The 21149-nt window shown below is 70.7% G+C and carries 24 protein-coding genes and 2 pseudogenes; 16 read left to right on the top strand and 10 right to left on the bottom strand.

What is annotated here, in order from left to right:
* Positions 1-3 precede the first annotated feature (3 nt).
* Both ABZ951_RS20330 and ABZ951_RS20325 read left to right on the top strand, forming a co-directional pair.
* Positions 4-384, top strand: coding sequence for a cupredoxin family copper-binding protein (locus ABZ951_RS20330; RefSeq protein WP_361280390.1), 381 nt, complete (start codon positions 4-6; stop codon positions 382-384).
* A 142-nt stretch (positions 385-526) separates the two neighbouring features.
* Entirely contained in the window at positions 527-652 is a 126-nt protein-coding gene (locus tag ABZ951_RS20325; RefSeq protein ID WP_344096706.1) for a hypothetical protein, read from the top strand.
* Positions 653-668: 16 nt separating this feature from the next.
* Here the strand turns inward: ABZ951_RS20325 and ABZ951_RS20320 are convergent, their stop codons facing one another.
* Positions 669-2066, bottom strand: coding sequence for a glutamine synthetase (locus ABZ951_RS20320; RefSeq protein ID WP_344096704.1), 1398 nt, complete (start codon positions 2064-2066; stop codon positions 669-671).
* Positions 2067-2203: 137 nt separating this feature from the next.
* Here ABZ951_RS20320 and ABZ951_RS20315 point away from each other — a divergent pair, with 137 nt between their 5' ends.
* Positions 2204-2419 carry a DUF4287 domain-containing protein gene (locus ABZ951_RS20315; RefSeq protein WP_344096702.1) on the top strand — a complete coding sequence of 72 codons (216 nt, stop codon included), beginning with the start codon at positions 2204-2206 and terminating at the stop codon, positions 2417-2419.
* A gap of 95 nt (positions 2420-2514) precedes the next feature.
* On the opposite strand, the gene ABZ951_RS20310 is transcribed toward ABZ951_RS20315, so the two are convergent.
* Together ABZ951_RS20310 and ABZ951_RS20305 are read right to left on the bottom strand one after the other, a co-directional pair.
* Positions 2515-3348, bottom strand: coding sequence for a helix-turn-helix transcriptional regulator (locus ABZ951_RS20310; protein ID WP_344096700.1), 834 nt, complete (start codon positions 3346-3348; stop codon positions 2515-2517).
* A gap of 10 nt (positions 3349-3358) precedes the next feature.
* On the bottom strand, positions 3359-4237 hold the full coding sequence (locus ABZ951_RS20305) for a hypothetical protein (protein ID WP_344096698.1): 879 nt from the start codon (positions 4235-4237) through the stop codon (positions 3359-3361).
* Positions 4238-4541: 304 nt separating this feature from the next.
* Here ABZ951_RS20305 and ABZ951_RS20300 point away from each other — a divergent pair, with 304 nt between their 5' ends.
* The 3 genes from ABZ951_RS20300 (at position 4542) to ABZ951_RS20290 (ending at position 7558) form a co-directional block, all read left to right on the top strand.
* A complete protein-coding gene (locus ABZ951_RS20300) occupies positions 4542-5597 on the top strand; it encodes an ALF repeat-containing protein (RefSeq protein ID WP_344096696.1) in 1056 nt (351 codons plus the stop codon).
* Positions 5598-5879: 282 nt separating this feature from the next.
* The gene (locus ABZ951_RS20295) at positions 5880-6848 is read left to right on the top strand and encodes a hypothetical protein (RefSeq protein ID WP_344096694.1); all 969 of its coding nucleotides are present in this window, start codon (positions 5880-5882) and stop codon (positions 6846-6848) included.
* A 56-nt stretch (positions 6849-6904) separates the two neighbouring features.
* Positions 6905-7558: a hypothetical protein gene (locus ABZ951_RS20290; protein ID WP_344096692.1), complete on the top strand. Its 654-nt coding sequence runs from the start codon at positions 6905-6907 to the stop codon at positions 7556-7558.
* Between the two features lie 300 nt (positions 7559-7858).
* Here the strand turns inward: ABZ951_RS20290 and ABZ951_RS20285 are convergent, their stop codons facing one another.
* Positions 7859-8533 (bottom strand): alpha/beta fold hydrolase, encoded by a 675-nt coding sequence (locus ABZ951_RS20285; RefSeq protein ID WP_344096690.1) that lies wholly within the window; start codon positions 8531-8533, stop codon positions 7859-7861.
* Positions 8534-8678: 145 nt separating this feature from the next.
* Here ABZ951_RS20285 and ABZ951_RS20280 point away from each other — a divergent pair.
* Positions 8679-8790: pseudogene (locus ABZ951_RS20280) on the top strand (IS5/IS1182 family transposase); the annotation flags it as partial.
* Positions 8791-8963: 173 nt separating this feature from the next.
* Positions 8964-9491 (top strand): hypothetical protein, encoded by a 528-nt coding sequence (locus ABZ951_RS20275; RefSeq protein ID WP_344096688.1) that lies wholly within the window; start codon positions 8964-8966, stop codon positions 9489-9491.
* A gap of 62 nt (positions 9492-9553) precedes the next feature.
* Here ABZ951_RS20275 and ABZ951_RS20270 read toward each other — a convergent pair whose 3' ends face one another.
* The gene (locus ABZ951_RS20270) at positions 9554-10750 is read right to left on the bottom strand and encodes an FAD-dependent monooxygenase (protein WP_344096686.1); all 1197 of its coding nucleotides are present in this window, start codon (positions 10748-10750) and stop codon (positions 9554-9556) included.
* Between the two features lie 2 nt (positions 10751-10752).
* Positions 10753-11115 carry a nuclear transport factor 2 family protein gene (locus tag ABZ951_RS20265; protein ID WP_344096684.1) on the bottom strand — a complete coding sequence of 121 codons (363 nt, stop codon included), beginning with the start codon at positions 11113-11115 and terminating at the stop codon, positions 10753-10755.
* A gap of 188 nt (positions 11116-11303) precedes the next feature.
* Here ABZ951_RS20265 and ABZ951_RS20260 point away from each other — a divergent pair, with 188 nt between their 5' ends.
* The 7 genes from ABZ951_RS20260 to ABZ951_RS20230 all read left to right on the top strand — a co-directional run bounded on the left by ABZ951_RS20260 (position 11304) and on the right by ABZ951_RS20230 (position 17360).
* Positions 11304-12182, top strand: coding sequence for a LysR substrate-binding domain-containing protein (locus tag ABZ951_RS20260; protein WP_344096682.1), 879 nt, complete (start codon positions 11304-11306; stop codon positions 12180-12182).
* Positions 12183-12520: 338 nt separating this feature from the next.
* Positions 12521-12835 (top strand): hypothetical protein, encoded by a 315-nt coding sequence (locus ABZ951_RS20255; RefSeq protein WP_344096680.1) that lies wholly within the window; start codon positions 12521-12523, stop codon positions 12833-12835.
* Positions 12836-13016: 181 nt separating this feature from the next.
* Entirely contained in the window at positions 13017-14174 is a 1158-nt protein-coding gene (locus tag ABZ951_RS20250; RefSeq protein WP_361280384.1) for an OB-fold domain-containing protein, read from the top strand.
* Positions 14171-14566, top strand: a complete 396-nt coding sequence (locus tag ABZ951_RS20245; RefSeq protein ID WP_344096907.1) for a MaoC family dehydratase — start codon at positions 14171-14173, stop codon at positions 14564-14566. The genes ABZ951_RS20250 and ABZ951_RS20245 overlap by 4 nt, the downstream gene beginning before the upstream one ends.
* Entirely contained in the window at positions 14563-15729 is a 1167-nt protein-coding gene (locus tag ABZ951_RS20240; protein WP_344096905.1) for a lipid-transfer protein, read from the top strand. Before ABZ951_RS20245 ends, ABZ951_RS20240 begins: the two co-directional genes overlap by 4 nt.
* 53 nt (positions 15730-15782) lie before the next feature.
* Complete coding sequence (locus ABZ951_RS20235) at positions 15783-16622, top strand: DUF1906 domain-containing protein (RefSeq protein WP_344096903.1); 840 nt, start codon at positions 15783-15785, stop codon at positions 16620-16622.
* A gap of 198 nt (positions 16623-16820) precedes the next feature.
* The gene (locus ABZ951_RS20230) at positions 16821-17360 is read left to right on the top strand and encodes a SigE family RNA polymerase sigma factor (RefSeq protein WP_344096901.1); all 540 of its coding nucleotides are present in this window, start codon (positions 16821-16823) and stop codon (positions 17358-17360) included.
* Positions 17361-17530: 170 nt separating this feature from the next.
* On the opposite strand, the pseudogene ABZ951_RS20225 reads toward ABZ951_RS20230, so the two are convergent.
* From ABZ951_RS20225 to ABZ951_RS20215, 3 genes and pseudogenes are all read right to left on the bottom strand, one after another.
* A pseudogene (locus ABZ951_RS20225) lies at positions 17531-17879 on the bottom strand (hypothetical protein).
* A gap of 87 nt (positions 17880-17966) precedes the next feature.
* Positions 17967-18506, bottom strand: a complete 540-nt coding sequence (locus ABZ951_RS20220) for a hypothetical protein (protein ID WP_344096899.1) — start codon at positions 18504-18506, stop codon at positions 17967-17969.
* Positions 18503-18748 carry a helix-turn-helix transcriptional regulator gene (locus ABZ951_RS20215; RefSeq protein ID WP_344096897.1) on the bottom strand — a complete coding sequence of 82 codons (246 nt, stop codon included), beginning with the start codon at positions 18746-18748 and terminating at the stop codon, positions 18503-18505. The genes ABZ951_RS20220 and ABZ951_RS20215 overlap by 4 nt, the downstream gene beginning before the upstream one ends.
* A 279-nt stretch (positions 18749-19027) precedes the next feature.
* On the opposite strand from ABZ951_RS20215, the gene ABZ951_RS20210 reads away from it, so the two are divergent.
* On the top strand, positions 19028-19942 hold the full coding sequence (locus tag ABZ951_RS20210; protein ID WP_344096895.1) for a hypothetical protein: 915 nt from the start codon (positions 19028-19030) through the stop codon (positions 19940-19942).
* A gap of 112 nt (positions 19943-20054) precedes the next feature.
* Here the strand turns inward: ABZ951_RS20210 and ABZ951_RS20205 are convergent, their stop codons facing one another.
* On the bottom strand, positions 20055-21092 hold the full coding sequence (locus ABZ951_RS20205; protein WP_344096893.1) for a hypothetical protein: 1038 nt from the start codon (positions 21090-21092) through the stop codon (positions 20055-20057).
* Positions 21093-21149: the final 57 nt, after the last annotated feature.

Raw genomic sequence — 21149 nt, 5'->3', positions numbered from 1 at the left:
GCCATGCCGCGCTTCTCTCCTCGTACGCTTCCCCGTCTGCTCACCGCCCTGGTGGCTCTGCTGTCCCTGGGGGTGCTCTTTCCGGCGCCCGCGCTTTCCGTTCCCCGGCCCGTGCCGCACCGGTCCGCTGCCGTCGTCACCGTAGAAATGCGGAGCTTCGCCTTCATCCCGCCGTTCGTGACCGTCCAGCGTGGCGACTCGGTCCGCTGGGTCAACAACGAAGATGTCGGCATCGACCACACGGCGACCTCTGACGGGCCCGGGTGGGATTCCGGTCGCCTCACGCCTGGACAGAGCTTCACCCACGTCTTCGAGACCCCTGGGGTCTTCTCCTATCACTGCGCTCTCCACTCGCAGATGACCGGCACTGTCACCGTGCGGTAAGGGGGAAGCAGCCACCGGGTACGCCTGCTTCCGTGTCCGGTGGCCTGCGATTATTTCTTCCATGACGAGTCGTCGAAGCAGGTGCCGGAACTGCGGGGGCAAGCGCGGGTTCCTGCGGCGTGAGTGCAAGCCTTGCCGGTCTTTGCCGAGGGATCGGGGCGGGAAGGCCGACCTGGCCGTCGACGCCGCCGAGACCGCCGCCGATCTCGGCGCCCTGAGCCTGATAGGGCGTTTCGTCCGGGGCGTGGTGAGGGTGCTGGTCGACTGACGGCCGGCCAGGCCCGTCAGCAGCCTTCCTGGCCGTACATCGTCCGCTCCCAGTCGGTCACCGAGCCGCAGAAGCGGGCCCATTCGTCGGTCTTGAGGACCTGGAACAGATCGGTGAGTTCCGGGCCCAGGGCTCCCGTGACGACCGGGTCCGCGACGAATTTCTCGACCGCCTCGCCCAGTGTCATGGGCAGCGCGGCGGCCGGGGGAGCGGTTTCCGTGCGGCCGGTGCCTTCCTGGGCGGGGCCGGGGTCGATCCGGTTCTTGAGGCCGTCCTCGATGGCCGCGAGAAGCACCGCGTGGGACAGGTACGGGTTGACCATCGCGTCCGGGAGCTTGAATTCCAGGCGCCCGTTCGCCGAAAGCCGGACGCTGCACGTCTTGTTGTCCATGCCCCAGTTGGCATGCGTGGGCGCGAATTGGCTGGCGTGCCAGTAGCGCTTGTACGAGTTCACCGTCGGCCCCATGACCGCCGTCATCGCCGTGGTGTGGGCGAGGATTCCGCCGATGGCGTGCCGAGCGGTGTCGGTCAGGTGCAGGTGGCGCGTGTCCGGGTCGGCCAGGACGTTCTCCTCACCTCGCCACAGGCTGAGGTTGTGGTGGCAGCCGTTGCCCTTCCGGTTGTCGGCCGGCTTGGGCATGAAGCTGACGGTGTAGCCGAGTTCGCGGGCGACCTGGCGGCAGATCTGCCGGTGGACGATGAGCCGGTCGGCGGTGCGGTCCGCGTGGTCGTACATCCAGTTCAGTTCGAGCTGGTTCGGGTCCTCGTAATCGCCTTCGATCATGTCGAGCCCGAGGGCCTGCCCGTAAGCGATCACCTTTTGGTAGATAGGCCGGTACCGCTCCAAATGGTCCACGTGGTAGGCGGGGCTGGTATGCGGGCGGGGCCGCGCGTCGAGACCGGGGCCGGTCCAGGACAGCTCCGGTTCGCAGCCGCTGCGCAATTCCAGGCCGGTCCGCCGGGTGAAAGCCGCGTGGACCTGCTGGAGGTTTCCGCGCGCGTCCGTGGCCAGCGGCCGGCCGCCGAGTTCTCCGGCCGTATGGGCGGGCTCGTAGAGGCGGCAGAAGAATCGGCCCGTGCGGGTGTCCCAGGGCAGCACGGCGAAGGTGTCCAGGTCCGGCATGGCCGTGAATTCCGTCGCCCCGCACCCGCCGCCGAGCAGCGTGCCGTAGCGGTCGGTCTGGAGGTCCGCCAGCCCGGTGCGGTGCATGTGCACTCCGTGCTCGACATTCCGGGCCAGGTGCCGGGCGGGCACGACCTTGCCGATGACCCGGCCGGTCAGCGTCACCGTTTGGTAGTACAGATACTCCACACCGGATTCGGCCATCCGGGACCGTACGGTCTCGACGGCGGCCTCGTCGGTGTTGCGTTCGCGGTGCTGGTCCAGCCGGGACCGGTCACTGACAGTCGTCACGACGTCCTCGCAAACGGGGAGGGGATCGGGCCTACGGGCCCACCCTGGCAGGAGACGCGCCGTGTGCAACCCGGGAGGGAGGATCACGGATGCGCTGGTCAAGATCGATTGTCAGTGGGTGGATCCATACTCGGGGCATGACTGAGACCGTGAAGGGCCCTGCCAGTTACTTCCCGTCGATCGAGAAGAAGTACGGCCGTCCCGTGGCCGAGTGGAAGGACCTCATCCGCTCCTCGCCGCTGACGAAGCACATGGAGATAGTCGCCTGGCTGAAGACCGAGCACGGCCTCGGCCACGGCCACGCGAATGCGCTGGTCGCGCACACGTTGGCCGAGGGCCGGGACGGGTCATAGGGCGGCGATGAAGGCGGCCCAGGACGGGCGGCCCGTCGGGGCCTGGAGCCTCTGCACAGGCCGCCCACCGTGGGCTCTCCGGATGTGGGGCCGCTCTAGTCTCCGGACGGGTACCGCTCCTCCATCACCTTGCGGATGTACTCCTTGGTGGGCACGGGAGCGAGCGCGTTCGCCTGCATGCGGTCGTAGGCGCAGGCGTACATTTCGATTTTTTCCGGGTCGTCGATGAGGCCACCGGCGCCGATGCCGTCCAGGTAGAGCAACTGGCCCTTGTGGGGGAGCGTTAAGAGGGTCATGGAGCCCCCCACCGTGCACGGTTCGGAGCTCGCGTACGGGAGGATTTGCAGGTGAAAGCGCGGCCGTTCGGTCAATGCCAGAAGCTGGGTTAGTTGTCCGCGCATGACCTCCTGGCCGCCCACGATCCGGTAGAGCACGGCTTCGTCAAGAATGATCCACAGCCAGGGCGGCGTGGCGGAGTCCAGAATGGCCTGTCGGCCGAGGCGAGTAGATACCTTCTCTTCCGTGGTCAGCCCGCTGTAAATGTCGTAGGGGCCGAACAGGGCTCGCATGTAGCCCTCTGTCTGTGTCAGCCCCGGCATCATGTGCGAAAACTTGTGCATCCTTGTCGCTTTGGTCTCGGCTTCGAAGAAGGGCGTGGACCAGCTGGGAAATCGCAGGGGGTAGCCGATGTGCTCCCAGAGGTCGGACAAGTCGCCGTCCGCGCCCAGGACTTTGTCCAAGGCGTCCGACAGCTGTCGCGGAAGTGATTCTGTGCCCAGCTCGATCCTCGCGATTCTGCTGTGCGAGACGTAGACCTTCCCGCCTAGTTCCCGCTGTGTCCAGCCGGCCTGCGTGCGCAGCTTGCGGACCTTCTTGCCGTAAAGCGCGGCCAGGGAGAGCCCTGGCTGGAGCTTCTTCTGTCCGGGCATCGATTCCCCTTCAGTAGGCGAGTTGGGACGCCTGGGCGGCGGCCCAGCCACTATCCGGTCGTGCCGCCACATCGAGGCGACAGTCCCTGCACTGCGTCTCCTCCCCCACCGGCCGGAACGCCCGCTCGCAACCCCCCTCGCACGTCTGCAACGCCCGCACCGCCGGTTCCGTCACCCCCAGCGGCGGAGTCTCCGGCATCTTCCGCACCAGACGATCGCGCGCCAGCGCGGCAGGCGCGTGGACGCGCTCCGGCAAGCCGTCCGTCAGGGCCTCGCGGAGTTCCTTCACCGTCGCTCCCCGCAGCAGCCACTCGCCCGCCAGCGCGGCCAGCCCCTGGACGTCCCGTCCCGTGAGCCGCAGCTTCCGTTCGCGGTGGGAGACCGACGCCAGGACCAGCCCGCCCCGGTCGATCAGCGGCTGCGGCACTCCGCAAGCGGCGGGGGGCTGGGGGGATGGGTTGTCCGTGTTCTCTTCCGTGTTGTCTGGGTAGCGGCCGACGGCCCGGCCCTCCGGCTCACCGACGGCCGGTTCCTCGACCGTCGGCTGAGAAGACCCGGGGGCGGCCCCGTCCCGTAAGGCCACTGCCTCGTCCGGCGTCAGCGGTACGTTCGAGACGAGCTGCGTCGTCGTCCACCGGCCGCCCGTGCCCTGGCGGCGCCACTCGTGGACGTAGCCCTCCGCCACCAGCTCCCGCTTCGCGCGGATGAACGCTGTCTTCTTGATGCCCGCCTGCGCCGCCGTTTCGGACAGCGGAACATCCACATCCCTCGGAAGGGACAACTGCCAGGTCAGCAGGCGGACTGCCGCCGCTGACAGGCGCGGGTGCCTGATGATCTCGTTCGGTACTTGGGAGAAGAATCGCTCGGGGGAGATAGCATGCCGGAGCATTCCTGGGGACTCCTGTAGAGGTCCTCGTGGGTGTAGGCCCTCGGATTGGTGTTGTAGCACCGCCGGGGGCCGCTTCGTTTCGTACGAAGCCACCGAATGCCGGTCACCGTACCGCAGGCTCGATCGCCCGCGCGGGCCTTCAACCCCAGTTCTCAGATGGCAAGTTCGTGCGATTGGGACCTCCTTCGCATGCATCAGCGAGCACATCACCGGGCCGACATCTTCGCCCTGATAGGGCCTTGCGTAATATATGAGTCAGTTAAATGTTTTTCCTTGAATTCAGTCGAAAAAGTGGGTATACCGCGTGAAGCTGGCTCGTCTCTCGGCCATCGTCGTCGCTGCCGCGATGGCACCGGCCGTTCTGCTCTCCTCCCCGGCAGTCGCCGACCCGGCCTCGGGTACGGCCGCGTCGACGCCCGACAAGGCCGATGAGACCGCCAAGGGAGGCTCGCAGGAGGAGAACGACCGGATCGCCATCCTGAGGATGATGGGCGAGAAGGACGCCGGCCGGGGCCTCAAGCGCGAGGGAAGCAAGGCGATCGACGGCGGTGCGGCCGCCATGCGCCAGTTCATCGAAAAGGGGCAGTACGACGCCCGCGATGAGGACAACATGGTCGCCATCACCCGGATGCTCGGCGACAAGAACGCCGGCCCGACCATGAAGGAAGCGGCGGGCAAAGCGCTGGACGGCACCGCCGCCGACCGCGTGAAGTTCCTCGCGGAGGGGCAGGAATTCGCCCGCTTCTCGGACAACCGGATCTTCGTGAGCCGGATCTACGGTGCCGGTGGCCCCACCGTCAAGGAAGCCGCCCGCAAGGCGCTGGACGCGAACACCAATGACGCCCTCGTCCGCTTCCTGGAGACCGGCCAGCACGTCGCCCGCGTCCAGGACGACCGGCTCCGCGCCTCGCAGCTCGCCCACAAGGCCGGCCCCGCGGTGAAGGCCGCCGCCCGCGCCGCGTTCATGGGCACCGACGAGGACATCCGCAAGTTCCTGGAGTCCGGCTACGCCGAGGCCAAGGCCAAGGACGACGCGGCCGCGAAGGCCGCCAAGGACAAGGCCGAGAAGGACGGCAAGGGCGAGGCGTCGAAGGACAAGCCCGCCGAGGGCGGCACCGGCACCGCCACCACCACCGGCACCAAGTCCACCTCCACTTCCACCTCCGCCTCCGGTGGGCAGCAGAAGCCGGGCGGCCAGGCCGGCGGCGCCACCGCCGGGACGGAGCAGGCCGGCGGCCACATGGCCACTACCGGCGCCGGTATCGACGCGCCCTGGACGATCGGCGGGGCCGCCGTGGCCCTCGGCGCCGGTGCGGGCCTGGTCGTCATGGCCCGTCGCCGCCGGTCCGCCGAGGGCTGAGCAGGCCGACGCTCCCGCACCACCCGGCAGGCCGCACCACCCGGCAGGCCGCACCACCCGGCAGGCCGCGCCGCACCGTCCACGACGGTGCGGCGCGGCCTGCCGCTGCGTTTCCGGACATTCTCGTTCCGGTGGCCCCGGGGGCGGGTCGCGGTGGTTACCGTCCATGACGACACGACCCATCGCATCCAGCAGGGGGTTCCCGTGGCACCTTCAACGACACCCGGTTTCGTCTGGGCCCAGCCGTTCGGTCTCGGGGGTGGCACCGTCGGCAATCCCGCTGTGGCTCCCAACGCCGACGACCGTCTCCAGATCTTCGTCCGCGGCGGCGGCAAGGACCTCCACTCCGTCTGGCAGGAGGAGGACTGGGAGTGGAGCCCGGGCTGGTACGTCCACCCCAAGACGTCAGGCACCGTGGACGGCAGCCCCGTGGCCCTCCGCAGCCCCAACGGGCACATCCACGTCTTCTGGCGCGGCCCCGATCACGCCATCTGGCACCTGCGCCAGCAGGTCATCAACGGCGCCTGGGGCACCCCGGCCAAGATCGCTTCCGGGGCGGCGAGCGACCCCGCGGCCGCGCTGAACGCCGACGGGCGGATCTCCGTCTTCTACAACGGCACGGACCGCGCCCTCTGGCACGTCGACCAGACCCGGGTCGGACACGCGGGCTGGAACCCTCCGGACAGCCTCGGCGGCAATACCGGCCCCCACAGCAACCTGGCCCCCAGCGCCGTCCGCAACGGCGAAGGGCGCCTGGAGGTCTTCGTGCACGGCGCCGCCGACGAGGTGTGGGGCATCGCCCAGAAGGCCGCCGACTCCACGAGCTGGGGCGCGTACTTCATCGTCTCGGCGCGCAAGGCGCACGTGGTCGGAAGCCCGTTCGCCGTCACGGACGCCGACCAGCGCATCCGCGTCTTCTGGCGCGCGGGCACCACCGGTTACCACGCGGCACACCAGCCCGGCTTCACCGGCTGGAAGGTGCCCCAGCCGCTCTCGGGCAAGGTCGTGGAGACACCGAGGGCGATCCTCGCGCAGGACGGCCGCCTGGAGGTCTTCGTTATCGCGGACGATCGCGGCCTCTACGTCACCGAGCAGCAGAAACCCAACGAGGACGCCTTCACCCAGGCCCACCGCATCGGCGGGAACCTGCCCGGCCTCCCGGTCCCGGCGAGGTTCCACGACAACCGCGTCGTCGTCCCGCACCGGGGCTCGGACGACGGGGTCTGGGCCTTCCAGCAGACCCGTGAGTAGCTGAACAAACCGCAGGTCAGGGCGGATTGTCAGTGGTGGGGGGTTCAATGGTCGGCATGAACTCACCTGAGCTCGTGGCCGAACTGCCCCACCCGGCGGTGCTCTTGGAGCGCTGCCGGTCGCTCGCGGTCCTCGACGCGATTTTCGCCGGGAGGGAGCGCACATATGCCTTCGACCCCGCTTGGGGGGACGGGGTGGCGCTGGCGTCGATGGACAACGGGGGCGGCGATCTCTACGCCGTCGTCTTCGACCCCGCGGGCGTGTTCCTCTACGGCTTCGACCACGAATGCGACGCGACGCCCTGGCGCGAGGACGACCGCGTCCACTGGCCGGGGCTGCTCGACGGGCTGCCCCCGGCGCTCGCCCGTTACGCGGCCGAGCCGGCATTCCAGCTCGACGGGTTCTTCGACGCCACCGTGTGCGCCTGGCGCGAGACCGGGGACGACGCGTGGCGATGCGGGCCGGTCGTGTTCGAGGACGGCGAGTCCGACGGCGCCGATTTCCTCTTCGAGCAGCTGCTCGACGCCGACGGCACGGCCTACGCGGACTGGGCCGAGGACATCTTCGAGCGCCCCGTCGACCGCGCCGCCGTGGCGGCCGTCTTCTCCGGGGCCGCGCTGACCCCGGAGCTCGTCCATCAGCTCAACCCCGAGGCGGATTACGAGGAAATCGCCCGAGAGGCCGCCGCGCTCGGCCGGCGAATACCTTAGGGCCTGCCGGCGGGACTGCGGGGTGGGAGGCGAACGACGGCCCGCGGCCGACGCCCTGCGCCGCTTGAGGACGCGCCCCAGGCGGTGCCCCGCCGCCGCGGGCGGCGAAGCCGATCGGTAGCCGAGGGTTCGCTGGGCGCGGCTCAGGCCGCGCACGGCTCAGGCCGGACACCGCTCAGACCGTACACGGTTCAGGCTGCGCACGGCTCAGGCGGGACGCGGCTCAGGCCGGGGCCGACTCCAGGACACGGCTCAAGCCGGACACCGCTCAGGCTGCGCACGGCTCAGGCCGGACACCGCTCAGGCCGGGGCCGACTCCAGGAGGATCTTCAAGAGGGCTTCCGGGACGTCCCGCATCAGGTTGTGCTTGCCCGACAGGGCGTGCGTCGTCCACTCCGGGTCCGTCCGCAGGCGCTCGTACAGCGCGGTGAACGGCGATTCGCCGCCCCACTCCGACTCCGTCGCGTACACGTACGTCCGGCTTCGGAAGCGGCTGAGGTCCCCGGTGAGGCGGATGCGCTGGAGGGCCGATGCCAGCGGGTGCGGTGTGGTGCGGGGGTCGAAGAACGGCAGCGGCGGGATCGCGTAGCCCGTCTCGCCGACCGTCCGGTGCCAGTCCGGCTGGGCCGGGAGAAGGGCGAACACGGAGTCGCCGTCCTGCGGGACGAGCGCGTCGAGGAAGACCAGGGAGTCCACGCGCTCCGGCAGCCGGTCCGCGACGCCGGTGATCACCATGCCGCCGTAGCTGTGGCCGACGAGCACCGCGTCCTCGATGTCCTCGGCCTCCAGGACGCCGGCCACGTCCTCGATGTGGGTGTCGAGGTTCACGGTGGAGGTGAGGAGGTGGGCGCGCTCGGCGACACCGGTCAGGGTCAGTGCGTGCACACGGTGGCCGAGCCGCCGCAGCGGCTCGGTGAGCGTCTCGAAGCTCCAGGCGCCGTGGCACATACCGGGAACGAGAACGAAGGTGGCCATGTCTGACTCCTCAGCGGTGACGGTGATGGTGACGTTGGCGGCGGTCGTGACGGTCTTGCCGGCGGTTCTGCTAAGGACCGTCCGACGGTCACGTGGCCGAGTGGCGCTAGTTGTGCCGTTCCGGCACAGCGGGGGGCGGGGTGAGATGTCGGAGCAGGAGTGGGCGCGGCCGGAGTCGCATCTGCTGAAGGACACAGGGCGGGGCGGGCGGTGGGCGTGTCAGCACGGTGATCGACGGGCTCTTGTTCCGCCTGCGCGTTCACCCGTGCGTCGGGACATTGGTGCACCAGGTGGCGCATGGGGGTGCGGAGCGGATGGTTGGCACGCCAGTGCAGCGCGGGGTGTGGGTCTCGATCTGGCCAAGTGGCCGATACCTCTGGGCTAATGGCTGAACCGTGCCCCACTGTCCCGAACAGCCATAGGAGGCATCGTGCTTGCCGGTATACGCTCCCGGACCTTCGGCACCACCCTTGCGCTCACTCTCGCGGTCAGCGGTCTCCTCGTCCCCACCAGCGCCCACGCCGCCGTCGGCGACCTGGTCTGCCAGGGGACGCAGAAGACCACCTTCGACCCGCCCCTGACCAACACCACCCGGAACACCAAGGTGAAGGTCCGCGAAACGTGGTCCACCTGCACAAATCCGGTCGGCATCACGTCCGGCCGCGGTGCTCTTGAGGTGACCGTCCCCTCGTCCTGCCAGTCCCTCGGCCTCGGCCCGGAGTCCACCATCGAGTACAAGTGGAACAACGGCCTGAAGTCCACCGTGCACTGGACCACCGTCTCAGTGACGAGGCTGACGGCCACCAGCGTGGTGACGAAGACGGGATCCGTCACCGACGGATACGGCAAGAACGACTCAGCCATCGAAACGATCACCCTGGTCAACCCGGACCCCCTGGCATGCGCGGGATCGGGGGTATCCAGCGTGGAGGGGGCCGGGACACTGACGTTCCAGTAACCCCGTACGCCGCACCACCGAGCGTGTCCGGCGTGCACTCGCCTGAACTCGTCGGACACGCGCTAAGAGTGACCGGCCTGCGGGCGTTCGGGGCGACGGCGGTCGGCGCCCGTCACGCGCCGGTAGTGCTCGGTGATCCGGGCCAGTTCGGTGGGCGTGCGGGCCTCCGCTCCGGCGTGCAGCTCGCGGTTGGCGGCGATCACGGCCGCGGTCGCCTTCCCCCGCGTCGACTCGTACGCGGTCAGGCCCCCCGGGTATCCGGAGCGGGCGAGCTCGTCGGCCAGGGCGCGGGCGTCGACGATCGCCTGGGACGCGCCGTTCGCACCGACCGGGTACATGGGGTGGGCTGCGTCGCCGAGCAGGGTGACCCGGCCCGAGCCCCAGAACGGCAGGGGATCCCGGTCGACCATCGGATACTCGAGGATCATCGAGCTGCCGGTGATCAGGGCGGGTATGTCGAGCAGCCCGAGGTCCCAGTGGCCGATGTGGCGCAGGACGTCCTCCGGGCGGCCGGGGAGGTTCCAGTTGGCGTCGCCGGGCAGCGGGCCCGGGTCGGCGACCTGCACCTGGACCACCCAGTTGATCAGGTCCGGCCCGATCGGGTAGGCGACGAGCTCCAGGCCCGCCTCGCTGCCCGCGCCCCGCGCGATGAGGCCCGCGCCGCGCGCGACGAGCATCGCGTCGCCGCCGAGGAAGGGCCGCCCCTCGGTCACCCCGCGCCACATCTGCACCCCCGACCACGCCAGGGGCCCCTGCCTCGGGTGCAGTTGGGCCCGTACGGCCGAGTGGAGGCCGTCCGCGCCGACGAGCACGTCCGCCGCGATCTCCGTGTCGCCCGCCAGGGCGCGTACGGAGCCGGCGTCCTGCGTGAACCCCGTCACCCGGACGCCGGTGCGGACGGCGTCCGGGCCGAGCCGCTCGCGCACCGCGGACAGCAGCAGCATCTGCAGCCGCCCGCGGTGCACGGCGTACTGCGGCCGGTCATAGCCCCCGGCGAGCCCGCGCTTTTCGGTGAAAAGCGTGGTTCCGGACCGGTCGCAGTAGTTGAGCTCGGTGATGGCGACGCCGATGCGGGCCAGGTCGTCGCCGAGACCGAGGTCGGTGAGCTCCCGCACGGCGTGCGGGAGGAGATTGATGCCGACGCCCAGGGGGCGGAGTTCGCGGGCGCCCTCGACCAGGGACGACTCGATGCCCGCCGCGTGCAGGGCGAGGGCGGCCGTCAGCCCGCCGATGCCGGCCCCGGCTATGAGGACGCGCATGGTCAGCCCGCGATCTCGGGGCGGTCGATGATGCGCAGCCAGGTGCCGTCGGCCTGCTGCCGGGCCACCTGCACGCGGCCGCCGGTGCCGTCGGCGGGCCGCGTCGAGGTGACGGCCAGGTCGCCGTAGCGCACGGTCGGCAGGGGCTCCTCCACCTCAAAGCGCGGCGCCTGCGCCATCATCTGCCGGTACAGGGCGAGGATCGCCTCCCGGCCGACGGTCTGGGTCCCCGGCGGGTAGGCGACGACGGCGTCGTCCGCGTAGAGCTCGGCGAGCCCTTCGGCGTCACCGGCGTTGGCGCGCTCCACGAACATCCGGGCCAGGTCCTCGGGCTCGGTGGCGCGGGTGCGGGGGGTGGGGCTCATGGCGGCTCAGCTCCTCTTGATCTTCGTGCGGGTTGATCGTCGTGCGGGTTGGTCCTTATGCCGGCCCGGTTGCCTCGGGGCCCAGGCCCGGGCTCGGCCCTTCGGCGGCCTGCCCTGTGCGTCCAGCCTGGCGGCCCCGGATCTAGAAGTCCAAGAGTTGCTTGTGCTGGTCACTAGAATCATTCGTTATGGAACTCCGCCAGCTCGCCTACTTCGTGACCGTGGCCGAGGAGGCCAACTTCACCCGCGCCGCGGCCAAGTTGCACGTGGCCCAGCCCGGCGTCAGCGCGCAGATCCGGCGGCTGGAGCGCGAGCTGGGGCAGGAGCTGCTGGACCGGACGAGCCGCTCGGTGCGGCTGACGGAGGTGGGGGAAGCGGTCCTTCCGTACGCCCGGGCCGCGCTGGCGGCGGTGGACGGGGTGCGGCTGGCCGTGGACGAGATGACGGGCCTGGTGCGCGGACGCGTCGCGATCGGCATGGTGACCTCGCACGATGTCGACATGCCCACGCTGCTGGCCGAGTTCCACCAGGACCACCCCGGCGTGGAGATCACGCTCGCCGAGGCACCCTCTCACGAGCTGATCGAATCGCTGCTCGACGGGCGGCTGGACGCGGCGATCGTCGCGGTGGGGGAGGAGGTGCCGCCGGGGCTGGCGCTGCACACGGTCACCGAGCAGCGGATCGTGGCGGCCGTCGCCCTGGACCACGCGATGGCGAAGGGGGAGACGGTCCGGCTGGCCGACCTGCGGGAGCAGGTGCTGATCAGCTTGCCGCGGGGGACGGGGATCCGGTCGATCCTCGACCGTGCCTGCGCGGCGGCCGGGTTCGCGCCGCACGCCGCCTTCGAGGCCGGCAGCCCGGTGGCGCTGGCGGAGCTCGCCGCGCGGGGGCTGGGCATCGCGGTGATTCCCGAGGGCCTGGCCCGGTCCCGGCCCGATCTGCACACGCTGGCGATCGTCGAACCGGTGTTGCGCGGGGGTCTCGCGTTCGCCTGGCGCACGGACGGTCCCATGAGCCCCGCCGCCCGGGCCCTGGTGGGACGGGCCCTGCGCTTGCTCGGCGAGTGATACCGCCCCGTCGGTCTGTCCATATCTGCAGGTTTCCGGACTTCCGGCGTGAGCGGGTTTACGGAATTGGCGGAATCTAGCCGGAACGGTTCTTCGCTTGGGGCTCATGGTCCCTGAGGCGCTCCGAGGGTGGCGTGGGCGGCACGGGTCGGGGCTTCAAGGTGTGGTGCGGGTTTATTCGAGAGTGGTCATGCTTGCGAGGGAATGGTGAGCGACGGGTGGTTCGGTGGGGATTCTGCGGGCAATTCTGGGGTTGCGACGTCGGCATGAAAACGCCAGGTGGTCGGCCAACCACCGGGCTGTAGGCAGTAGTTCCGTTCTGTTCTGGAGGAATTGATATGGCAAGCACCCGTACTGCTCGCGTCATCGCTGCGGTTGCCGCACTGCCGATGGCAGTCGTCCTCTTCTCCGGCGTGGCCTCGGCCGACGACGGCAATGGCAACCAGGTGGCCAACCGGGGTTCGAACGCGGGGGCCGCGGCGATCGTCGGAAGCGGCGTCGGGGGGACCAACCACGGCAACTCCACCACGGGGCAGCAGCAGGCCACCGGCCTCGGCGCCTCGAACCAGAACAACACCGCGAGCGTCAACGGCTCCGACTACACGGCCATCCGCCAGGAGAACGTGTCGGTCACCTTCACCGAGCTCTGGTAGCCCGGCAGGGGGGCGGTACGTGACCGGGTGAGAGTGGACCGGGTTCGGTGATGGTTGCGCGGCGGCACTTCGGTGCCGCCGCGCAGTCGTTTCCGGGTGGCTCCGCCCGTCCCGCCCATGGTCCTTGACAGCGCCCATTTTTCTGACGGACAGTCAGAAAAATCCGCTGGAAGGGGATCACATGCGCGACCCCGAAGCCGCCCGCCGCGAAGCCGCCCGCCGCGAAGCCGCCCGCCCCGAAGCCGTTGACTCGGATGAGATCCGCCCCGACGACATCCACCCGTTGCTCCGGCCCTACGAGGGCCGCCCGGCCGCCGTTGCCGGGCAGGGCAGGGACCCCGTCAACGCCCCCATGATCAGGCACTGGTGCGAGGCGCTCGGCGACACCGGCCCCGCCTACGCCGGCAGTGACCCCGTCGCCCCGGCCACCATGCTCCAGGTCTGGATCATGCCCGGCCTCCTGGGGCAGCCGGCCCGCTCACCGGCCTATGACGAACTGCTGGGGCTGCTCCAGCAGGCCGGATACACGGCGGTGCTCGCCACCGACTGCGAGCAGGAGTACCTGCGGGCGCTCCGCCCCGGTGACGTGATCACCTTCGACGCCGTGATCGAGACGGTGTCCCCCCGGAAGATCACCAAGCGCGGCGCGGGCTACTTCCTCACGACCCGCACGGAGATCAGGGCCAACGGCGAGCTCGCGGGGATCCACCGCTTCCGGATCTTCCGCTACGCGCCGGCCACCGCTGCTGCCCCCGCAACCTCCACCGCCCCCGCGCAAGGCGCCCCCGCGCAGGCTGCCCCCGCGCAGGCCGCCCCCGCGCAGGCCGCCCCCGCGCAGGCCGCCCCCGCGCAGGCCGCCCCCGCGCAGGCCGCCCCCGCGCAAGGCACCCCCTTACAGGACACCCCCGCGCAAGGCACCCCCCTGCGCCCCCTCCGCCCCCGTCCCGTGATCAACCGCGACAACGCCGGTTTCTGGGACGGAGTCGCCCGGCACCAGCTGCTCCTCCAGCGCTGCACCGCCTGCGCCCGGCCCCGGTTCCCCTGGCTGCCCGGGTGCGCCGACTGCGGGTCACCCGACTGGGAGCCGTTCGAGGCGGCCGGTTCCGGGACCGTCTTCTCGTACGTGGTCATGCACCATCCGCCCTTCCCCGCCTTCGACCCCCCGTACCCGGTGGTCCTCGTCGAACTCGCCGAAGGGGTGCGGATGATCAGCGGCATCACCGGCGTCGCCCCGGAGGGCATCCGGATCGGGATGCCCGTCGAGCTGGAATTCCTGCGCGTGGACGCGGAGCTGGAACTGCCCGTATTCCGTGCGCTCACGGCGGAAGGCGCGGCATGAGGGCCGGTGACGAGCTTCCTCCGCTCTCCGTCCCCGTCACTCGTACGCTCGTCGTCGCGGGTGCCCTCGCCTCCCGCGACTACCAGGACGTTCACCACGACGCAGAGGCCGCCCGAGCGAAGGGCTCCCCTGACATCTTCATGAACATCCTCACCACCAATGGTCTGGTGGGTCGGTATATCACTGACTATTTCGGTCCTGAAGCCGTGCTTCGTAAGGTTTCGATCCGGCTGGGCGTGCCCAACTATCCAGGCGATGTTCTGGTCTTGACCGGAAGGATCGTCTCCTTGAGCGATCACACCGCAGAAGTCACCGTCATCGGCACCAACAACCTGGGCCCCCACGTCACCGGAACGGTCATGGTCGCCCTCCCACCCGAGCCCGCCCGATGAGCGCCCGGCACCCCGATGTGCTCGGCGGAAAGGCGGCCGTCGTCGGCATCGGCGCCACGGAGTTCTCGAAGGACTCCGGCCGCACCGAGCTCGCCCTGGCCGCCGAGGCCGTCCGCGCCGCCCTCGCCGACGCCGGGCTCACCCCCGCCGACGTGGACGGCCTCGTCACGTTCACCATGGACACCAGCCCCGAGATCACCGTCGCCCAAGCGGCCGGCATCGGCGAGCTGACGTTCTTCTCCCGCGTCCACTACGGCGGCGGCGCCGCCTGCGCCACCCTCCAGCAGGCCGCCCTCGCCGTGGCGAGCGGCGTCGCCGAGGTCGTCGTCTGCTACCGGGCCTTCAACGAGCGCTCCGGCCGCCGCTTCGGCTCCGGCGTCCGGCACCGCGAGCCCACCCCCGAGGGCGTGGCGCTCGGCTGGGCCCTGCCCTTCGGGCTGCTCACCCCCGCCTCCTGGGTCGCGATGATCGCCCGCCGCTACCTGCACACCTTCGGCCTCCAGCCGGAGATATTCGGGCACGTCGCCGTCACCGACCGCCGGTACGCGGCCACCAACCCGGCCGCCTACTTCCACGGCCGGCCGATCACCCTCGCCGACCACGCCGCCTCCCGCTGGATCGCCGAACCGCTGCGGCTGCTCGACTGCTGCCAGGAGACCGACGGCGGCCAGGCGATCGTCGTCACCTCACTCGACCGTGCCCGCACGCTCCCGCACCCGCCCGCCGTGATCGTCGCCGCCGCCCAGGGCGCGAGCCGTGCGCAGGAGCAGATGACCAGCTTCTACCGGGACGATCTCACCGGCCTCCCCGAGATGGGGGTCGTCGCCCGGCAACTGTGGCGTTCCAGCGGCCTGAGCCCGGGAGACATCGACGTGGGCATCCTCTACGACCACTTCACCCCGTTCGTCCTGATGCAATTGGAAGAGTTCGGCTTCTGCGCGCCCGGCGAGGGCGCCGGGTTCGTCGCCGACGACCTGCTCCCCCTGAACACCCACGGCGGCCAGCTCGGCGAGGCGTACCTGCACGGCATGAACGGCATCGCCGAAGCCGTCCGGCAGGTCCGCGGCACGTCCGTGAACCAGGTGCCCGGCGCCGGGCGCGTCCTGGTCACCGCGGGCACCGGGGTACCCACGTCCGGGCTGCTTATCGGGGCAGACGGATGAACCGGTGGCGTGTCTGCAAAGGCGCCGCTCCGGCATCGGCTTTGACTCGCCCCATGGACCGACGAAAGAGGATCATCGGGTATCTCGTCGCCCTGATGGTGGGGCTGGGACAGCTCATCACCGGTGCCGAGCCCGCGGCGGCGGGAGATCGCGGCGATCCGAGGGCGGAAGGGGCGTCGATCTTCAGGGGCTGGGGCATCGACACCTGCCAGGCCCCGTCGCTGAACACGCTCCGCGCGTGGCGCTCGTCCGACTACCGCGCCATCGGCGTCTACTTCGCGGGTCGGGCCCGGGCCTGCCCGCGGCAGAAGTACCTGAGCGGCCGGTGGCTCGTCGGCGCCGAGGAGCTGGGGTGGCGGATGCTGCCCATCTACGTCGGCTCCCAGTCGCCGTGCGTGCGCGCCAAGACCAAGAAGCACTTCACCATCGGCACCCGCGACCCCTACGGACAAGGCGTTTCGGAGGGCCGCGACGCGGTGGCCCGGGCCGACGCGATGGGCATCGCCGATCCGAGCCCCCTCTACCTGGACATGGAGGCGTACAACTACCGCAACGCGAGCTGCGCCCGCACCACGCTCAACTTCGTCCGCGGCTGGAGCACGGCGGTCCGTAACCGTGGCTACCTGCCCGGCTTCTACAGCAGCGCCGACTCCGGCGTCCGGCACATGGAGCGGGCCCGGCGCAGCGGTACGAGCGCCCTGCCCGACCTGATGTGGTTCGCCCGCTGGCAGGTCACCCCCTCGACGGACGGCGAGCCGGCCCTGTCCCGCAACGCCTGGCAACCCCACCGGCGGATCCACCAGTACCGCGGCAACGTCACCGAGACCCACGGCGGCCGGAAGCTGACCGTCGACCGCAACCTCGTCGACGCGCCCGTGGCGATCATCGACTGACCTCCGGCCACGACCGCACGCCCCGCGACCCGCCCGCCCACCAGCGGGCGGGTCTTTCTCCGGCAGCCCTGACCCGGCCCCTGAGCACCCTCCCCCTTCAGGAGGTGGGGAGAACCCCAGCAGTACGACCTGAGGGGGACCGTTCTTCGGCACCTGCGGCCGATCCGCCGGGTACGGGTGCGCTCCTAGCGTTAAGGCATGGCAGCTTCCACGACGTCCGTGTGCACCAGCGCATCCACCGCCGTGTACCCGTCGTTCTCCTCGTACGTACGGGCACGCGGTCCGGTGCTGCAGCGCACCGCCCGCTCGCTGACCTCGAACCCGTGCGACGCCGAGGACCTGCTGCAGACAGCGCTCACCAAGACGTACCTGGCCTGGGAGCGCATAGAGGACCACAGGGCCCTCGACGGCTACGTACGCCGGGCCCTGGTCAACACCCGCACGTCCCAGTGGCGCAAGCGGAAGGTCGAGGAGTTCCCCTACGACGAGCTTCCCGAGCGGGAATCCGCGCCCGGCGCGGACCCGGCGGAGGCGCAGGCGCTGCGCGACGCGATGTGGCGGGCCGTCCTCCGGCTCCCCGCGCGGCAGCGGGCCATGGTCGTCCTCAGGTATTACGAGGACCTCACCGAGGTGCAGACGGCCGAGCTGCTCGGGGTGTCCGTGGGCACGGTCAAGAGCGCGGTGTCGCGTGCGCTCGGCAAGCTGCGCGAGGACCCGGAGCTGTCGCGGGCGGCGTGAGCGGTCCGTCTGCGACGCTGCGGGGGGCTGTCGGCCGGGGGGTGTCGGCCGTCATGGGCGTCGGCTCGCGGCACCGTTGAGGGTCTCAGCGGTACCTTCGGGACGCCCAAACCACCCCAAACCCCCCACCCCTCGTCCCCAACCTACCCCCACCGTGATGAGACGCCCCCTCACGCCCACGGGGCCGTGAACGGCCGGCCCGGGACGGGCTTGGCGATGAGGGCGATCGAGGTGAAGAAGCTGACCTGGCCGATCGCGACGGTCAGGGTCGCGAGCGCCTTGTCGTCGTAGTGCTCGCGGACGGCGGCGTACAGCGTGCAGGACGGTCAGGTAAGTGCTGCCGGCGATCCGGCCGGCGCGCAGCTGCATCAGGCTGATCGTGGCGCGGGGGACGGAACGGTTGCCGGTGGCCTTGAAGAGGGCCGCCGACACCTCCGCGAGCTCGGGGATGAGCTCGACCGGGTCCTTCGCCATGCGGGGGCGCATCGGGAGCGGGGCGGTGATCGAACGAGCTGCCATGGTGGTGGGGTCCCTTCGTGCTTCATCGTCGCTGTCACTGCACTGACGGATCGCGACGAAGGGATGTGACAGGTGGGCGAAAAAGTTTCAGGCCAAGTCGTCGACCTCGTCCTGCACCATCAACCCCGCCGTCCACAGCGGCATCAGCCAGAACGTCACCAGGGCGACGATCAGCATCGGCAGGGCCGCCCCCGAGTGGACCGTGTGACCGGCCCACTGCCAGCCGATGACCGCGAGCACCGCGCTGAGGAGCAGGCCGACGGAGATGCGGTGGGCGCGGGTGTAGATCGCGTTCCGCTCGGCGAGCTGGCGCTCGTCGAGGACGCGGCTGCGGAGTTCGACGAGCCCCCGGGTGGCGCCGTTGATCGCGCCCGTCGCTATGCACCACAGGGGCAGCCCGACGATCACTGTGCCCAGGACCAGCCACGGGTTCTGCTTCCCGAACGCATCGAACATCACGGCCAGCACGGCCGCCGTCACCGTGACGTGGGCGGCGACGGCCGCGCGGCGCCGGGCGCGGGTGGCGGTGAACGGCTTGGTGGCCGGGTTGTTCATGATGGCCAGCATGCGCTGGTCGTAGCGCTGCATGCGGCGCTCGTAGGGCGTGAGCTCGGCGGTGTTCGTCATGACTTCCTCCCGTAGACCTCGTCAGTGAGCGGCCGGAAGGGCTCCAAGGAGAAGAGCGCCTCCACCGGTAGATCGAAGAACTTGCCGATCTTCAGGGCCAGATCGAGGCTCGGGTTGTACTGCCCGCGCTCGATGTAGCCGATGGTCTGGTAGTGGGCGCCGACTGCCTCGGCAAGGCTCTGGCGGGAGACCTTGCGCTCTGCCCGGACCACCGCCAGCCTGTTGTGCACCTGCTCGCTCATGTATAAGAAGTACTACATCCCGTTCAAGATCCGCAACAGGAGGAGCGGGGGAGGTTCCGGAGGGGGCCGCGCGGTGCGTCCTCTCTCATCCCGGCGCCGACTATGGGGCGAGTTCTCAACTCGCTTCACCCGTACGGGAGATCGCGCGAGATCGCGGAGGTTGAGTGCGCTACGTTCGCCGGGCTCGGGTTGCTTCGTCTGCTTACGAAGCGACCCCCGGCGGTGCGTCAACACCGGCCCGGGGGTCTACACCCCAAGGACTTGCAAGGAGTCCACGGAATGTTCCGGCATGCTATCTCCCCCGCCCGCTTCTTCACCCAGGTGTCGAACGAGCTGATCCGCCACCCCCGCCTCTCCTCCGACGCCGTGCGCCTGCTGCTCTGGCAGATGTCGCTCCCGGCGGACGCGCCCCAGACGCTCTCGGAGACGGCCAAGCAGGCGGGCATCAAGAAGACCGCGTTCCTCCGCGCGAAGCGGGAGCTGATCGCCGAGGGCTACCTCCACGAGTGGCGCAGCCAGGGGCCGCGCGGGTGGTGGTCCACCCGGCAGCTCATCTCCAACGTGCCGCTGTCCGCCGAGCAGGCGGTCGAGGTCCGCGACGGCGAGACCCCTCCGGCGGACGAGGAACCGGCCGTCGGTGAGCCGGAGGGCCCGCCCGTCGGCCGTCACCCAGAAGAAAACACCGGGGAGAACACGTACCACCCTCCCGGCGGGGTGCCGGAGCCGCTCGTTCAGCGAGGCGCGCACGTCCTGGCGGCGGTCTCCCACGGGGAGCGGCGGCTGAGGCTGACCGGCCGGGACGTGGCCGCGCTGGCGCCCCTCGCCGGGGAGTGGCTGCAACGCGGCGCCGCCGTCGCCGACCTCCGCGAAGCGCTGACGGCCGGCCTGCCCGGCCAGATCCACTCGGCGGCGGGGCTGCTCCGCAACCGCCTCATGCGGAAGATGCCGGACGCGCCGACCTTCGCCGAGCAGCAGGCCGCCGAACGAGCCTTCCGGCCGGTCGAACCCCGGGTCGCCGGGACGCGGGAGTGCGCGGGCGACCACGTGCAGCCGCGCCTCTTCCGGCCGGTGGCGGACGAGCTGCTGTGCGCGGAATGCCGGTGCGAGCAGGCGGCGGGCGACGTGTCGGGCGCGGTCGCGGCGACGCAGCGAGGGGTGGCGGCGGTGCGGTTGGCGATGCGGGGTGGTGCGTAGGGACGTCGCCGGTTCAGCCGCGCCCCAAAGGGGCGCGGGGAACTGCGCGATCAGCCACAACGCACCCGCAGGTGACGGCTCCGACGTCCAGCGGAGCGCCTGGCGCGCGGCGTCACAGCGGCCAGGCGTGGGCCGGGTCGTCCAGCCAGGCCCACTGCCTGCCGTCTTCGACCGTCGCCCCGAAGCGGGTGAAGCCGGGCTTTCCGTGTTCGGTCCACCAGTGGTACGCGGCCTGCACCTCCTCCCACAGGTCGCGCGGGCCGCCCTGCCGGACGCGGAAGACGGAGCCTTCGGGCTCGTAGCGGACCGATGCCGACGATTGCCCGTCGGTGAGGTGCACCCCGTGCTCGTCCGTCCCGTACCGGCACGGCACTCGCAGCCCGATCGCGAACCTCGCCTCCGGCGCCGTGAGAACGCGCGGGTCCGTGCTCGTGCTCGACGCCCGGTCCGGCTCGTCGTCCGGCCAGTCCGCCGGCTCGTGGCGGCGCATCCACAGGGACGGCGCCTCCGCCACGACCTTGCCGGTCGCCGTTTTTCCGTCCGACTCCAGCCGCAGCAGGGTGCCGTTGTGCATGCCGTGGCCCCACGGCGTGACGATCACGCCTTCGGTCTGCCGCACCCACGCGTACGGGACGCGCTGCACGGCACGGGTGGCGAGCAGGCGCTGATAGGGCGCCCCCGCCTCCCAGCCGAGGGCGCCGTCGCCCCAGACGACGTGCGGCCGGTGCCCGGCCGCTTTGAGCCGGAGGGCCGCCCGTTCCGCGAAGAGGCTGTTCACCTCGACCGTCGTGACGTTCCCGGCCCCGAGCCGGTGCGAGGCCAGGGCCGCGCTCCAGCCCGAGCCGGTGCCGATCTCCAGCAGCTTCTCCCCGGGCTGCGCGTCCAGCTCGCGCAGCATCGAGGCCACCGTGCGCGGCGCCGGGCTGCCGCCGTCCTTCGCCAGGACGAGCGCGACGTCCAAGGCCACCACCTCTTCCCACCGCTCCGGCCACGCCTCGCGGTCCAGCTCCTCCACCGTGCCGTTCCCCCACTGACTCCAACACCGCGCGGCGACGAACGGATGCCGGGGCACCGCCTCGAAGGACGGCACCCAGGCCGGAGCGAGCCGGCCGTCCTCCGCCAGCTGCCGTACCAGCTCTGACCAGCTCATGCCTGCCTTCTCACCTTCTCGTTTCGACGTGCGAGCCGGTCGGCGGACCGTAGTCCG

Origin of the sequence: Streptomyces sp. NPDC046215, from assembly GCF_040646215.1 — a bacterium.
In the GTDB taxonomy this organism is placed as follows: Bacteria; Actinomycetota; Actinomycetes; order Streptomycetales; family Streptomycetaceae; genus Streptomyces; species Streptomyces stramineus.
Note: the sequence above shows the minus strand (reverse complement) of the source record. Positions and strands in the feature narration are given on the sequence as shown.

Excerpts from the sequence above, each read along its gene's own strand:
- ABZ951_RS20330 (WP_361280390.1), top strand. The coding sequence starts at position 4 with ATGCCGCGCTTCTCTCCTCGTACGCTTCCCCGTCTGCTCACCGCCCTG.
- ABZ951_RS20315 (WP_344096702.1), top strand. The coding sequence starts at position 2,204 with ATGACTGAGACCGTGAAGGGCCCTGCCAGTTACTTCCCGTCGATCGAG.
- ABZ951_RS20310 (WP_344096700.1), bottom strand. The coding sequence starts at position 3,348 with ATGCCCGGACAGAAGAAGCTCCAGCCAGGGCTCTCCCTGGCCGCGCTT.
- ABZ951_RS20305 (WP_344096698.1), bottom strand. The coding sequence starts at position 4,237 with ATGCTCCGGCATGCTATCTCCCCCGAGCGATTCTTCTCCCAAGTACCG.
- ABZ951_RS20290 (WP_344096692.1), top strand. The coding sequence starts at position 6,905 with ATGAACTCACCTGAGCTCGTGGCCGAACTGCCCCACCCGGCGGTGCTC.
- ABZ951_RS20285 (WP_344096690.1), bottom strand. The coding sequence starts at position 8,533 with ATGGCCACCTTCGTTCTCGTTCCCGGTATGTGCCACGGCGCCTGGAGC.
- ABZ951_RS20270 (WP_344096686.1), bottom strand. The coding sequence starts at position 10,750 with ATGCGCGTCCTCATAGCCGGGGCCGGCATCGGCGGGCTGACGGCCGCC.
- ABZ951_RS20265 (WP_344096684.1), bottom strand. The coding sequence starts at position 11,115 with ATGAGCCCCACCCCCCGCACCCGCGCCACCGAGCCCGAGGACCTGGCC.
- ABZ951_RS20260 (WP_344096682.1), top strand. The coding sequence starts at position 11,304 with ATGGAACTCCGCCAGCTCGCCTACTTCGTGACCGTGGCCGAGGAGGCC.
- ABZ951_RS20255 (WP_344096680.1), top strand. The coding sequence starts at position 12,521 with ATGGCAAGCACCCGTACTGCTCGCGTCATCGCTGCGGTTGCCGCACTG.
- ABZ951_RS20250 (WP_361280384.1), top strand. The coding sequence starts at position 13,017 with ATGCGCGACCCCGAAGCCGCCCGCCGCGAAGCCGCCCGCCGCGAAGCC.
- ABZ951_RS20245 (WP_344096907.1), top strand. The coding sequence starts at position 14,171 with ATGAGGGCCGGTGACGAGCTTCCTCCGCTCTCCGTCCCCGTCACTCGT.
- ABZ951_RS20240 (WP_344096905.1), top strand. The coding sequence starts at position 14,563 with ATGAGCGCCCGGCACCCCGATGTGCTCGGCGGAAAGGCGGCCGTCGTC.
- ABZ951_RS20235 (WP_344096903.1), top strand. The coding sequence starts at position 15,783 with ATGGACCGACGAAAGAGGATCATCGGGTATCTCGTCGCCCTGATGGTG.
- ABZ951_RS20230 (WP_344096901.1), top strand. The coding sequence starts at position 16,821 with ATGGCAGCTTCCACGACGTCCGTGTGCACCAGCGCATCCACCGCCGTG.
- ABZ951_RS20220 (WP_344096899.1), bottom strand. The coding sequence starts at position 18,506 with ATGACGAACACCGCCGAGCTCACGCCCTACGAGCGCCGCATGCAGCGC.
- ABZ951_RS20215 (WP_344096897.1), bottom strand. The coding sequence starts at position 18,748 with ATGAGCGAGCAGGTGCACAACAGGCTGGCGGTGGTCCGGGCAGAGCGC.
- ABZ951_RS20210 (WP_344096895.1), top strand. The coding sequence starts at position 19,028 with ATGTTCCGGCATGCTATCTCCCCCGCCCGCTTCTTCACCCAGGTGTCG.
- ABZ951_RS20205 (WP_344096893.1), bottom strand. The coding sequence starts at position 21,092 with ATGAGCTGGTCAGAGCTGGTACGGCAGCTGGCGGAGGACGGCCGGCTC.